General features: G+C 44.2%; 12 protein-coding genes and 1 rRNA gene. 7 read left to right on the top strand and 6 right to left on the bottom strand.

The features are described 5' to 3' along the window. Positions 1-7: 7 nt before the first annotated feature. A 5S ribosomal RNA gene (gene rrf, locus RH949_RS07775) occupies positions 8-125 on the top strand. Positions 126-193: 68 nt separating this feature from the next. Here the strand turns inward: rrf and RH949_RS07780 are convergent. Continuing rightward, the gene (locus tag RH949_RS07780) at positions 194-1,954 is read right to left on the bottom strand and encodes an adenylate/guanylate cyclase domain-containing protein (protein WP_006099032.1); all 1,761 of its coding nucleotides are present in this window, start codon (positions 1,952-1,954) and stop codon (positions 194-196) included. A gap of 292 nt (positions 1,955-2,246) precedes the next feature. Then, a complete protein-coding gene (locus RH949_RS07785) occupies positions 2,247-3,665 on the bottom strand; it encodes an adenylate/guanylate cyclase domain-containing protein (RefSeq protein ID WP_446352453.1) in 1,419 nt (472 codons plus the stop codon). A gap of 470 nt (positions 3,666-4,135) precedes the next feature. Between RH949_RS07785 and RH949_RS07790 the strand changes: the two genes are divergently transcribed. The 3 genes from RH949_RS07790 to RH949_RS07800 all read left to right on the top strand — a co-directional run bounded on the left by RH949_RS07790 (position 4,136) and on the right by RH949_RS07800 (position 7,566). Continuing rightward, the gene (locus RH949_RS07790; RefSeq protein WP_446352454.1) at positions 4,136-4,912 is read left to right on the top strand and encodes a class I SAM-dependent methyltransferase; all 777 of its coding nucleotides are present in this window, start codon (positions 4,136-4,138) and stop codon (positions 4,910-4,912) included. A gap of 242 nt (positions 4,913-5,154) precedes the next feature. Continuing rightward, positions 5,155-6,231, top strand: coding sequence for a LamG-like jellyroll fold domain-containing protein (locus RH949_RS07795; protein ID WP_446352455.1), 1,077 nt, complete (start codon positions 5,155-5,157; stop codon positions 6,229-6,231). A 135-nt stretch (positions 6,232-6,366) separates the two neighbouring features. Then, a complete protein-coding gene (locus RH949_RS07800; protein ID WP_006098867.1) occupies positions 6,367-7,566 on the top strand; it encodes a WD40 repeat domain-containing protein in 1,200 nt (399 codons plus the stop codon). A 27-nt stretch (positions 7,567-7,593) separates the two neighbouring features. On the opposite strand, the gene RH949_RS07805 is transcribed toward RH949_RS07800, so the two are convergent. Both RH949_RS07805 and RH949_RS07810 read right to left on the bottom strand, forming a co-directional pair. Continuing rightward, a complete protein-coding gene (locus tag RH949_RS07805; RefSeq protein WP_446352456.1) occupies positions 7,594-8,196 on the bottom strand; it encodes a hypothetical protein in 603 nt (200 codons plus the stop codon). A gap of 203 nt (positions 8,197-8,399) precedes the next feature. Further along, positions 8,400-8,774 (bottom strand): DUF1257 domain-containing protein, encoded by a 375-nt coding sequence (locus RH949_RS07810; protein ID WP_006098837.1) that lies wholly within the window; start codon positions 8,772-8,774, stop codon positions 8,400-8,402. 239 nt (positions 8,775-9,013) lie between these two features. Here RH949_RS07810 and RH949_RS07815 point away from each other — a divergent pair, with 239 nt between their 5' ends. After that, on the top strand, positions 9,014-9,493 hold the full coding sequence (locus tag RH949_RS07815; RefSeq protein ID WP_446352457.1) for a hypothetical protein: 480 nt from the start codon (positions 9,014-9,016) through the stop codon (positions 9,491-9,493). Here the strand turns inward: RH949_RS07815 and RH949_RS07820 are convergent. Next, positions 9,479-10,117 (bottom strand): response regulator, encoded by a 639-nt coding sequence (locus RH949_RS07820; RefSeq protein WP_006098816.1) that lies wholly within the window; start codon positions 10,115-10,117, stop codon positions 9,479-9,481. The genes RH949_RS07815 and RH949_RS07820 overlap by 15 nt on opposite strands. 193 nt (positions 10,118-10,310) lie before the next feature. After that, positions 10,311-11,492, bottom strand: a complete 1,182-nt coding sequence (locus RH949_RS07825; RefSeq protein ID WP_446352458.1) for a sensor histidine kinase — start codon at positions 11,490-11,492, stop codon at positions 10,311-10,313. 321 nt (positions 11,493-11,813) lie between these two features. Here RH949_RS07825 and RH949_RS07830 point away from each other — a divergent pair, with 321 nt between their 5' ends. Together RH949_RS07830 and RH949_RS07835 are read left to right on the top strand one after the other, a co-directional pair. Beyond that, positions 11,814-12,227 carry a Spy/CpxP family protein refolding chaperone gene (locus tag RH949_RS07830; protein WP_446352459.1) on the top strand — a complete coding sequence of 138 codons (414 nt, stop codon included), beginning with the start codon at positions 11,814-11,816 and terminating at the stop codon, positions 12,225-12,227. Positions 12,228-12,394: 167 nt separating this feature from the next. Continuing rightward, a complete protein-coding gene (locus tag RH949_RS07835) occupies positions 12,395-13,132 on the top strand; it encodes a phytochelatin synthase family protein (RefSeq protein WP_446352460.1) in 738 nt (245 codons plus the stop codon). The last annotated feature ends 4 nt before the right edge of the window (positions 13,133-13,136 follow it).

Raw genomic sequence — 13,136 nt, forward strand, 5'->3', positions numbered from 1 at the left:
AAGCTTGTCTGGTGTCTCTGGCGCAATGGCTCCACTCCGAACCCATCCCGAACTCGGCTGTGAAACTTTGCTGCGGCGAAGATACTTTGGGGGTTGCCCCCTGGGAAAATAGCTCGATGCCAGACTTCTTCTTTTATAAAGCCCTCTTTTCCGTAAGAAAAGAGGGCTTTATGGTTTTTTTAATGTGTTGTGTTTAGTCTGTGGCGAGGGTTTTTTCTTTTTTTCTGTTCTTTAGTAAGTACGTCATCATTTCACCCTTACCTTTAACCTGAATCGTACCTCGCTCTTCAAACTGATATTTATCCCGCAAATGTTGATAGGTTGAGGCACTCACTTGAATTCCCCCAGGAACTCCGTGGGATTCCATGCGGCTAGCGGTATTAACCGCATCCCCCCATAAGTCATAGATAAACTTTTTTGTGCCAATCACTCCAGCAACCACTGGTCCAGTGTTAATGCCAATTCGGATTTTAAACGGTTCACCATATTTAGCGCTAAATTGAGCCACTTGCTGTTGCATCTCTAATGCCATATCCGCGATCGCGTCGGCATGATTATCGCAGGGTGTGGGTAATCCGCCGACAACCATATAAGCATCGCCAATGGTTTTAATTTTCTCCAACCCATAAGTTTCGGTAAGCTGATCAAAGGCGGAAAAAATTTCATTGAGTAATTGTACTAATTCTGTTGCCGATATCCGTTGCGAAAGCTGGGTAAACCCCACGATATCCGCAAATAATACTGTCGCCTCCGTGAAGCTATCCGCAATCGTCTGCTGGTTTTGTTTCAAGCGATCGGCAATCGGTTTAGGTAAGATATTTAGCAGCAGGAGTTCTGATTTTTCTCGTTCTGCCTCAATCTCAGCCGTGTAATGTAGCGATCGCACAATATACATAACCAATGTTCCGGTTAATAGCAAGCCACTCAACAAGGTTACTCCAGCCAGAGGCGGAATTCCCCAACCTGAATTTTGTGGTATTTCCCAGAAACTGAGTGACAATTGCTGATCAGCCACTTGAATCGGGTGGGTATAAATGAGATGGTTACGGCAAGATGATAGATCAGGCTTCATCTCAACCGTTTTTGTCTGGGATTGATACAGCGCCAGATAACGTTCTGGAGAGGGTAAAGACGGATCAGATAGGCAAAAATTCAGCGTATCAATCTGTAGCCCTTTCAGTGAAGTCGTGATAATTTCCTCTAAAGAATAAACCCCAATCATTGCACCCCGAAAAGCCTGACGGCGAGTTTCAGGTGTATTGTGAGGCATATCATTATGGTAAAGCGGTAGTAAAATAGTCAGACTATCTGGCGGTTTACCAGGTATCTTTAGCTTAGTCGTAGCGACTAATTGTCCGGTCATACGTGCTTTTTCCAGTAGAGATTTACCCACGGGATGAGACGCCAGATCAAAGCCAATGACATCCTGTTGCGGAGAAAACGTAATCGGAAAATAATCTGGACGCGCCTTAGCGATAACCTGTTTTTTTACGGGATGGTATTCATAAATCGAAAAATTGGCAAACCCCATTTCTGCCATCTGTGCTTCATAACTGGGGCGTTCCTTAGCTGACACAGGTTTAAGCCAACCCAGAGTCAAAATGCCTGAATGGATAGAAAGAAAATGCTGGGTAAACGCTTCATAATCATCTTGCTGCACCTGATCAGACGCTTCGTGAAACGCGCTCAAGGATACAACCATATAATAATATTCATCAATTTTACGCTGGAATGTGGTTGTCAGGTTATCGGTTTGTTGTTGCAATTGTAGTCTAGTTTGGTGGTTTGCCCATTTCCCAGCCGTTACAGTTGCGGCAATTGACAGTCCAATTCCCACAGCAAGGGTTAACCCAACGGGAATATAGCGATGAATCTTAGACAATAAGGGTGTATCGGTTTTAATCATCAGCCAAGCACTTCCATTAATTAACCTGGCACAAGAGACTGAACCCATAAGTACGGTGTCACGAAACTCAAGATTCAAAAGGCTTACAGGGCAAGCGTTTCGGTAACTTTGAATAATTGCTTTATTTCCACCGCGCCGTACTCATCAATTGTCAGAACAGTTCAAAATACCAGTTTTACTGTGATGACACCCTGCTTTACTATTGACGCAAAGGATTTAATTGTCAAGATAGGAAGATAAAGAGTAGCTCATACTTGACTCCTGTTTAACTATCGAATCAAATCATCTTAATCTTCTGTCTCCTGGGCTTTGTCCTCTGCTTTATCTTCACGAAATAACACTATGAATCCGGACGTTTTTTTGCGGTCAAAAAATAAGTCATCATTTCTCCCTTCCCTTTCACCGGAATGATTCCCCGTTCTTGAAACACATAGTTATCCTGTAAATGCTGATACGTCGCTGCTGTCACTTGAATTGTACCCGGAATTCCATGAGATTCCATGCGGCTAGCTGTATTTACGGCATCCCCCCATAAGTCGTAAATAAACTTTTTCGTGCCAATAACGCCAGCTACCACCGATCCAGTATTAATACCAATGCGAATACTGAGTTCAGCATGATGCTTTTGATTAAACTGTTGAATTTCTTGTTGCATATCCAGCGCCATTTCTGCGATCGCGGCGGCATGATCAGGGTGTGGTTTGGGTAATCCACTGGCAACCATATAAGCATCGCCAATCGTTTTAATTTTCTCCAAATTATGCTTCTCGGTCAGGTGATCAAATGCTGAGAATATCTCATTGAGTAAGTTAACTAATTCTGTTGGTGAGATTCGTTCCGATAGTTGGGTAAAGCCAACAATATCCGCAAATAAAATAGTAACCTCTGTAAAACCATCAGCAATACAAGTTTGGTTTTGTTTCAATCGCCCCGCAATAGGTTCCGGTAAAATATTCAGCAATAAACGCTCAGACTTTTCTTGTTCAACCCGCAATATTTCCGCCGTCCGCTTGCGTTCGGCAATTTCCCAGAAAATTCGCTGAAACATCTGATTAAAGGCTGTCATGACATCACCTAATTCATCATGGCGCTGAACGGATAAAGCATAGAAATTGGGATTTAACGTATCTTGGCTAATGGATTCTCCGACGGCAATTAAGTCTTGACGAAGTTGTAGGATAGGGACAATTACGGTTTTTCCTAAAACTAACATGGTTGTTCCGGTAACAAACACTGATATTAACAAGACTAAACCCGCAATTCTTAGGGTAAAGGCGTATAACTTGGGTTGAATCGAGGACGCATCATGACGAATAATAATTATGTAGGGTTTTCCTAGTTGTTGGGCTGACCAAGCCAAATCATATCGTTGATTCTGTAACTTATAAAGGCGCTGAATATCAGCATGTTTAAGATCCTCGAATGTAAGGGTTGGTAATTCACCAAATGTTCCCATCAGTTGTCCATTTGCGTGGTAAATAGTAACGCCTAAAATAACCTGAGAACCACGAGTTAACTGTTCAATTTTTTCGTAAAATACAATCGTGGACATATTTTTTTGCGTCAACCGCACGACACTCTCAACTACTTCTCCGGAAACGTCTTCCAATTGGTTGAGTAGTTCATGCTTACGCCGATAATAAGAGGGAATTAAAATAAGAGTTTCGATAACAATAAGGCTGATAAATACCCAGAGGGTAATTCGCTGAGATAAACGAGACTGAAATAAGCTTAATAATTTTAACCAGTTAGATGACATCAAAATTTTTCTGGAATAAATTTTCGTAATTATTGTGATATCACCCTGGTTAGTAAATTTGTCGTAAAGGCTTTAGCCTAAATTTTGTTAGGTGTATTGGCATAACACCAACCAACAAACCGACCTAAAGGTTTGTCATCAGCTCTGGCATTGTAAGGCACTAAAGTGCTGACTACGAACTTGACCTAAAGGCTTGTCGTCAGCTCTGGCATTGTAAGGCACTGAAGTGCTGACTACGAACGAAGTTTATCCTCCTGATTGAGGTATGCCACATTAATCTGAAAATCGCCTGAGAAAAAAGGTAGAATTCGATAAATAATGATTATAGTATCTATGCCTACCTAATTGCCAATTTTTGTAAGACATTATGAATCTATAAAAACAGCCGTTAATGCTTCAAGGCGCAACGCGATCGCTAAAACCAAATATCTTCGGTAAAATCTCAATGGTAGTCGTTATCCTCAACGCTTGTGAGTTCTCATCCCACCAACCCAATCCCGACTCCTCCAGACTCAGCCATCCCCAACTCCATATTCCCCGGAGAAGTCTTTGCTAAGACGGCGGAGTTTGATCTGTATATCCGGCAACTCTTACCACGTTATGATGAAATGTTAGCGAGCATCGCACGCTGTATCCCGTCTCAGGCGAAACGTATACTGGATTTGGGGTGTGGGACGGGCGAATTGAGTGTCAAGGTACTTCAGCGCTGTCGAGATGTCCAAGTCGTCGGCGTGGATTATTCTCCCCGGATGATCGAGTTTGCCACAACCAAGCTAGAGACAGCCGGATATCGTCAACAGTGGACAGGTATTGAAGGAGATTTTGGTGATTGGGCAAATCATCAGTTATCGGTGGGAGGAGGTTTTGATGCTTGTGTTTCCTCTTTAGCTATTCATCATTTGACGGATGAAATGAAGGTAAAACTGTTTACTAAAATTCGGGAAAGCCTCAACCCTGGCGGTGTGTTTTGGAATGCTGATCCGGTGGTTCCTGAATCACCAATTTTGTCAGAAGCCTATAAGCATATTCGCGAGGAATGGTGTGTAAAACAGGGAACCACGTTAACCGAAGTCAGGACGAAAACAGGTAAAAGTATTCCTTACGGTTCTTCTCAACCGGATCAATTAGTTACATTAGCCGCCCATCTAGATATGTTGAAAGCGGCTGGGTTTAAATCTGTAGCCGTACCTTGGAAATATTATGGGTTAGCCGTATTTGGTGGAGAAAAGACAGAAGGAAAAGGGTAGCAGGGGAGCAGAGGTTGTAGAGACTCCCCCGGTTGGCGTGAAGCTTTCGTTATAGCGCTTTTCAAGTCAGTGAGGTATACAGACAGATCCCCGACTTCTGGAAGAAGTCGGGGATCTTGCTTAATCTCGCCAGATGTTTCATGAGTGTTCCTTCACTTCGTTGATGACTCCGCGAACCATGGCGCGATCGCTTCCTGAGAAGAATGGCATTATAAATTAAAGAGGATAGGGAAATAGGGGCGATGGCAAAGAATTCTCACCGACCAAAAAAGGATGACGCCGTTCTCGGCGGTAAAAATCCACCCCCAACTAAAGGCGTAGTCTTAGGTGGTATTGCTGGGGTGAGGATGCGTTTAACCTCTCCTGTGGTGGAACAACGTTTAGCCGCTATGACTGAAGCCATCGCCTATGGGGAAGCGGGGTTAAATTTAGTGGAGGACGCTTTTTTGCAAGATGAATCCCCACGGGTAAAACAAGCCGCACTCTTAATCCTGTGGAATAAGAAACAACCGTGGGTTCAACAAGCCATTAAACATTATGTCCCGGCTAATCGGGTAGCCTGGTGGTGGTTAAATGAAACCGAAGGGGACATCGCGGCGGATAGTGTGGGGGGAAATGATGGCACAATTAAGGGGGCGACGCCAGTGACGATGGTTCCTGGTCGAATGCCGGGATTAGGTGGTGCGGGACATCCGGATGAGGTGAATTCGGAGTCTTATCGCTTTGTGGAATATGTTCTACCTCAAGGGTTAGGGAGTGCGTTGCAATTTGATGGGGATGACTATGTGGAAATTCCCCATGGAGCAGCCCTGAATTTTGGGGTTGAGGATTTCTCGATTGGTGTGGGTGTTAAAACTCGCCGTCGTGGACTTGAGGTAATTTTGGATAAGCGCGTGGAAACCTCTGGTTCGGTGCAAGGATATTGTTTATATCTGCATCATGGTCGGTTGGGTTTACAATTAGCGGATGGAATCGAGTCAGCTTGGACGAATTATGATAGTCAGTGCTTCATTGCTGATGATCACTGGCACTATCTGATGGTTACCGTTGACCGAGATGCGACGGATGGGGGACGATGGTATGTCGATGGGTTTGAGTTGGGGAATCGGTTTAACCCTATGGGACAACAGGGTTCGCTGAATAATTTTAAACCTCTGCGATTGGGACAGCGTTCGGATCATCCGAGTTCACCGGGATTCTTTCAGGGTAGGATGAGTGATGTGCAACTGTTTAATCGATCGCTAGCCGCACCTGAGATTCTAGCGGTTTATCACAAGGTTGGGGTGAAAGGGACGCGATCGGGATTTATTCATAAGTAATTAGTAGTTTGTAATATCCAATCTGATGTTTTTTTAACGCAGAGGTTTTCGCAGAGGAACGCAGAGAAATTGGTAGTATTTGGGGGATGTTTTATAGAATTGGAGAAATAAACGGAAATAATATTGTAAATGATTATGGTGGAGCATTTTCATCAACCCAGAGACAATGATGCGGTTCTTGGTTCGTCTTATGCTGCCCCTCTGGGTGCGGTTATTTTAGGCGGGATTGCAGGGGTTAAGCGGCGTCTGGCAAGTGACGATGAGACGGTGAGAATTGCTGCACTTAAAGAGGCGTGCAAGTATGGAGAATCGGGTTTAGGGGTAATTATCCCCGCTTTGCAGGATGAATCAGAACAAGTGCAGCGAATTGCCTATTTACTGTTGCGCGATCGCACTGAACGAGAGGCGAAACGGGCGTTAAATGCTTATCTCCCTTATCACCTGTTTGAAGATATCACAACGCATAAGGCGGGTCAATCCATTGCCATTAGTCCCGATGGCACAAGAATTGCCTATTTACGCGGGAAAACTATTCGAGTTTACCATATTGAGACGAAAGAAATCCTCTACAAGATTCCCAAATATCCCAAAGCCAAAGAATTTTTGGCGTTGACTGATGATGTGAAAATAGTGGTGCGAGTCAGGAATGGTGCAAGTCATGTCATCGAGATTTGGGATCAGGGAGAATTTCGCCACAGTCTCTATGGACATCAAGATATCATTCGGGCGATCGCGATTCGTCCCGATGGTCAAATTCTTGCTAGTGGCAGTCAGGATAGCACGATTAAACTTTGGCATTTAGAAACGGGTAAACTGATTTGTACGTTTAGTAATCAATTAACTCTAGGGGCGCATACGGATGAGATTTGGAGTCTTGCCTTTAGTGCGGATGGTAATACGTTAGTCAGTAGTAGTCGGGATGGCAAGATTAAGCTGTGGGATTTGCGGACAAGAGATCGACCTCGGACATTGAAAAGTTACGCTAACCAAGTGGCGATGAATCCTGATGGGTTGACGTTAGCGAGTACCAATTGGCAAGGACAAATCCAACTCTGGAATCTGGCGACTCACCAGGTTGAACATACGTTGGAGGGATATTATTATGCGGTGAATAGTCTGCTGTTTAGTCGATATGGGCGCATTTTAATCAGTGGTGGGAATGATCGGGCAATCAAGTTTTGGGATGTGGCGACGGGAAAGCAAATTCAAACATTGACGGGACATAAGGAGGCTGTAACCTGTTTAGCTTTTTGTCAGGATGGGCAATATTTAGTTAGTGGCAGTTTGGATAAGACGGTTAAGATATGGGGGTGTATGAATAATCAGGCAACTTAGATCAATCTATAATTATCAATATAATTATTAATGGTCTTGAACAGCATTTGCCAAAATTCCTAAAATTTTATCGATATCATTCAGATAATACTCATTCAAATCAATTTCGATAACGTTTCCTTTAAGGCGCAAAAACTTCCAGTTGGTTCCTGACGTGACTGCGCCATAAATTTCGGATATTTCATTTCCCTCGCGGTCATTGAATATCTGAGCCGCTACCATTTCTGCTACACACTGTCCCAATCCCCCAATCAGATTTTCTTTCTTTGCTTCTACCAGCATAATTACTGGCGCATTGACAAATAACTGTTCTGGAGACTGGCTAATCAGAAAATCGCAAACTCCATTCAATCCGCGTTCTTTATCAATATTAAATTCAATTCCTGAAAATAAGTTTATCTGTTCATGTAATTGTCTTCTGATATCAATTAAAATTGGGGCAATAATCATTTCAGATCGAGCTTTTTCACTATTGCTGGCTAAGGCTAAGGGAATATTATAGTGTAAAGTATCTGTCAGGAAGGAACTGGGTGCAAACTCAGCAACCTGACTAAACGTATTCATTTCTTCTACAGTAATTAAGTCAAAGTCTTTTTTGACTTTGGCTAACGTAAAGTCACTATATGACATTTGAATTAACCCTGAAAACCTGTAGGTTAGGTGGATGCAGTAAACCCAACAAAATTTAAGCGTCAAGCCCTTACTACGAACTTCAATTGAGAGATACCACGTTACTATTCTTGCAAAGGGCGGGTTTTATTGATGCATCATTGGAGACCAACTGAGTGACTCAACCCGCCTTGACAATACGAATGGGGAATGGGGGGACGTTTTTATTGCCAGCGTCCCACAACTACCCGCACTGTACCGTCTTCTAATACGTCTTCTTCTTCGACATTAAATCCTTGTTTTTGCACGGAATGCATTAACATTTTATGGGCGTATTTTTGATTCACGGAATTGACGAATTCTGTTTGATTAATTCTCGCCCCCCAGAAATCTGCCACGAGTTCATACGCCTCCTCATTTTGGCGAAAGCCTAAATCGTAACCATTAGACTGGCGAATCACGTATTCGGCTTCGGTGGTATTTCCATGATAGCCGCGTACCGAGGTATTGCATTCGACGTGATACCCCAACTCCTGTAATGTTTGATGCAGAATTTCGCCGTTTTTGATTTGAATGTTGATGGTGGTGAAGTGAGACATAGTTTTAGATGATGATTAAAATTGGTGTCCTAACCGCCGTGACGGTTGATATACATGCGTTTATGGCGCTAAAGCGCAACTACGAACTCAGATTAAGGAGTGTGTCATTCAAGTGAAGGCAATGAGTAATCGGGTAAATTTCTCTCTAGGGAAGGATGTGGGAGTTAGACTCTAGCCAGACGCGATCGCACGTCTATTCTGTTTAGTGTAAAGCATAACCGCAGTTAGGAGGGTTTTCAATGGGACTTCGGAAATTAATGGGTTTGGGGCTGGTGATGGTACTTTTGTCTGCTTGTAGTATTTTCTATGAAGACGAAGCGGCTACTATACCGCCAGAGGAGACAGTAGATAAGACAGCAATAGAGAACAGTTCTACCTTAGGTAATGTCTCTGAGAATAGGGAGGAGTTGACGGGTGAGATGATTACGGTGGATGGTAAGGTGGACGAGGTTATCGATTCGAGTACATTTAAGCTGGAACAGGAAGAACCTCTGTTAGACAAACAAGTCCTGGTGATGAATGCTAATCCCGATACGCCGATTATAGAGGACAATTGGGTGAGAGTTACGGGGAAAGTAAGTAAGTTTGTCAGTAAGGAGGAATTGGAGAAGGATTACGATTTGACCTGGGATTTAGATGTGGAACAAAGCATAGAAGTGGAATACGAAAATAAACCAGTGATTTTGGCTGAGTCTGTGGAACTCCTAGCTGTGGATTGAATGGGAGTTTGCCCAGATTGCGGCTTGGGTGCGATCGCGTAGGTTCAATCGGCTTAAGATATTGGTAATATGATTCTTCACGGTCTTCTGGGAAATATACAGAGTTTGAGCAATTTCTCGATTATTCGCACCCGTGGCGATTAAGCGGAGGATTTCCTGTTCTCTGGGGGTTAGTTCATCCCAAGCGGTGGAGGAATTGGAGACAGAAGCAGGGATTTGCGTCATAATCTTTTGACCAATTCCTGGTCCCAATTGAGTATACCCCTTATGCACCGCCCGAATCGCTTGGGCTAATTCGTCGGGGGGTGTATCTTTGAGTAAATAGCCCGATGCACCATAATGCAGGGCTTGGGTAATATACTCATCATCATCGAATGTGGTTAAAACCAATAGTTTGATGTGGGGAAACCGTTGATGGATTTGCCGAGTAGCGGCGACACCATCCATAACAGGCATACGCACATCCATGAGGATAATATCAGGTTGTAGGGTTTCTAGTTGTGCGATCGCGGTTTCTCCATTATCGGCTTCTCCGATAACCTCGAAATCCGCTTCAAATTGTAATAAGGCTTTTAACCCGCGTCGGACTAGACTTTGGTCATCAACTAATAGGATTTTAATCATAAAAGGGCGGGTTTTGTACAAAGTTTACCATCAATAGCCAAGCAGAAAGTCCCTAAACCCGCCCCTACACACTCAACCCTAAATCAGGGCGGGTTTTGTCCAAAATTTACCATCAATAGCCAAGCAGAAAGTCCCTAAACCCGCCCCTACACACTCAACTACTTATGACGAATGACGAATGACGAATGACAAATCACCACTCAACCCTAACTTGACACCCTTGTCCGGGTGCTGTGTTAATTGTAAAACTACCGCCTAATGCTTGGGTACGTTCCCGCATCCCTTGGAGTCCAAAACCCGTGGTATTCTGCATCACATCGAATCCTCTGCCATTATCCTGAATCATCAGATGGAACCGGGAATCTGTCCAAATCTGGATACTCACCTCCGTGGCTTTGGCGTGTTTATAAATATTGGTGAGGGATTCTTGGATAATCCGATAACTCGCCATTTTCACATCAGGCGTCACCGGATGGGACAAATTGATCTGACAATCAGGTAAGATACCTGTAGACTTGTGGAACTCTTGGATTAAAGACGCGATCGCATCCTCTAGAGATTGCCCTTGTAACGGGTTAGAACGCAGGGTGGCTACGGATTGACGCACGTCTTGCAGTGCAGTCGCGGCAACTTGTTTGACTTCGAGTAAAAAATCTTTGGCTTCGGCGGGATTTGATTCCATCAGTCGCAACGCGGCTTCTAAGTGTAGATTAAACGTAATCAGGGAATGTCCCAAGGAATCATGGATTTCCCTCGCAATACGATTCCGTTCTTGCAGCGTCGCCATATCCTCAATCCGGATAGCATAGCGCCGCAGTTGAGCATTTGCCTGTGCCAATTCGTCCCGACTGCGCCGTTCAGCTAATACAGCATCAACTAATAACTGGAGGAAGACCAAGACTAAGCCAAAGACTACTATAGAACTTAACAGGATAAATAGCCAGCGTTCTGGCATTGCCAAAACTGGCGGGCGAAAGGGAGGGCGAGGGTGAAGGCTGCGAGACTGAAATCGGTCAACTTCTCGCATTAGAAATAAGACAAAGGCGAATCCGGTAATAATTAAGCGGCTTTGCCGTTCAAAGATAAAACAGTTTCGGATAACTAAAATAATTAAAATCAAGGGTAACATACGAAGTTTACCCACCAAGGAGACGAGGAGAATTACGCCAATTTCCACGCCGGTATAAATCACCTTGACCGATTTGTGAGTCGGTAATCTCAACCCCATCACACCAAAGACGGCTAAACCCAGCAGATTCAGGAGAGGAAAACGAGGGAGGTGGGGAAAGGGAAACCGCAGGAATTCAATGATAGCGATGATTCCCAAGAGAATCCATTCTAGATATAAAAGGAAAGGAATTGGATGTTTGGTCATTTATCATTGGTCATTGGTCATTGGTCATTTATCATTGGTCATTTATCATTGGTCATTGGTCATTGGTCATTGGTCATTGGTCATTTGTCATTTGTCAGGGAATAGGGAATAGGGAATAGGGAATAGGGAATAGGGAATAGGGAACAGGGTAAGGTAGAGTTTTGATCTCCCCCATCTCCCCCATCTCCCCCACCTTCCCCACACCTAAAACACTAGGACTAAAGTCCTACCTCAAATCAGGACGTTTGCCTCAGGTGGTTCACCCCTTACAGTTTCTAGGATAAAGACATCAAACACCAAATCGTTGGCAACTGTAACATCATGAACATCAAACTCTTACCTCTATTCGCCACCATCGCCGCAATTACCCTCGCGGCTGCACCTATGGCAGCATTGTCCCAACCCCGATTCGCAGAAGAACTCAACCTAACAACCGACCAACAAACGCAGTTAGAACGCATCCGGGATAACAAACACTCGCAAATCGAACAAATTCTCACCCCCGAACAACGGGAACAGTTCCAAGAATTGCAGGGACAACGCCAGCGACACCGGGAAGGGATGCGGGCGCTAAATCTGACCGAAGCACAACGGAATCAGATGCGGGAAATTCACCAATCCGCACGGGAACAGATGCGAGATGTTCTAACCGAGGAACAACAGGAACAAATGCGTCAGATGCGGGGAAATCGTCGGGGTCAAAGAGGAATGGGACGCCCAAATCAAGCCCAATAGATCAAAAGTAACCCGAGAACCCCGTAGGGGCGCACAGACGTGCGCCCTGATTCGTGTCAACAGGCTAAATTCTCAGCCCACACCAACCCTTTGGGTATGGTGTGCGGTAGTTGACAAAAGCAGATTAATATCAGCATATTAGCAATATTCGACAACTCCAGCTCAATATGCATCGACTGAAGTTTCTCAAAGCACTTCGCATTCCCCTAGGCGCCGGAATTATCGGGTTTTCCTTTGCCACAGGTAAACTTCTTCCCCAAACATTGCCCCTATCCCAGGATTTAATTAACCTTAACTCTCAGGATGGAGAAACCCTACTCGTTGAAAGTAATGCTCGTCGGGACTATTTCCCCTTAAGTATCCATTTTGAAACCCAGGAAAATTTAGCCTATTGTGGTGTCGCCAGTATAGTGATGGTACTCAACGCCCTTTCTATCCCTGCACCGCCAACCGCTAACTTTGGGGATCATCACATTTTCACCCAAGAAAATGTTTTAAATGAACAAACCGAAAAAATTCTCCCTGCTGCTATCATTGCCCGTCAAGGGATGACCTTAAACGAATTAGGTCAACTCTTAGAAACCTATCCCCTCAACGCCGAAGTTTACCACGCCAGTGAAGTAACTCTGGACAAATTCCGTCAGATGGTGGTAGAGAATTTACAAGACCCCAATAACTTTGTCTTAGTCAACTACTTACGAAAAACCATGGGTCAGGAACGGGGCGGACATATTTCCCCGATCGCGGCTTATAATCAACAGAGCGATCGCTTTCTAATTTTAGATGTATCCCGCTACAAGTATCCACCCATTTGGGTTGAGGCGGAAGACCTTTGGCAAGCCATGGCGACGGTGGATTCTACCTCAGAAAAAACTAGAGGTTTTGTGCTGATCAATCGTCGTTAATTAG

This window comes from Coleofasciculus sp. A1-SPW-01, assembly GCF_040217205.1.
Classification (GTDB): Bacteria; Cyanobacteriota; Cyanobacteriia; order Cyanobacteriales; family Coleofasciculaceae; genus Coleofasciculus; species Coleofasciculus chthonoplastes_A.

Coding starts and splice junctions, on each gene's coding strand:
- RH949_RS07825 (WP_446352458.1), bottom strand. CDS start 11,492: ATGACCAAACATCCAATTCCTTTCCTTTTATATCTAGAATGGATTCTC.
- RH949_RS07810 (WP_006098837.1), bottom strand. CDS start 8,774: ATGTCTCACTTCACCACCATCAACATTCAAATCAAAAACGGCGAAATT.
- RH949_RS07820 (WP_006098816.1), bottom strand. CDS start 10,117: ATGATTAAAATCCTATTAGTTGATGACCAAAGTCTAGTCCGACGCGGG.
- RH949_RS07795 (WP_446352455.1), top strand. CDS start 5,155: ATGGCAAAGAATTCTCACCGACCAAAAAAGGATGACGCCGTTCTCGGC.
- RH949_RS07805 (WP_446352456.1), bottom strand. CDS start 8,196: ATGTCATATAGTGACTTTACGTTAGCCAAAGTCAAAAAAGACTTTGAC.
- RH949_RS07815 (WP_446352457.1), top strand. CDS start 9,014: ATGGGACTTCGGAAATTAATGGGTTTGGGGCTGGTGATGGTACTTTTG.
- RH949_RS07830 (WP_446352459.1), top strand. CDS start 11,814: ATGAACATCAAACTCTTACCTCTATTCGCCACCATCGCCGCAATTACC.
- RH949_RS07835 (WP_446352460.1), top strand. CDS start 12,395: ATGCATCGACTGAAGTTTCTCAAAGCACTTCGCATTCCCCTAGGCGCC.
- RH949_RS07800 (WP_006098867.1), top strand. CDS start 6,367: ATGGTGGAGCATTTTCATCAACCCAGAGACAATGATGCGGTTCTTGGT.
- RH949_RS07785 (WP_446352453.1), bottom strand. CDS start 3,665: ATGTCATCTAACTGGTTAAAATTATTAAGCTTATTTCAGTCTCGTTTA.
- RH949_RS07780 (WP_006099032.1), bottom strand. CDS start 1,954: ATGGGTTCAGTCTCTTGTGCCAGGTTAATTAATGGAAGTGCTTGGCTG.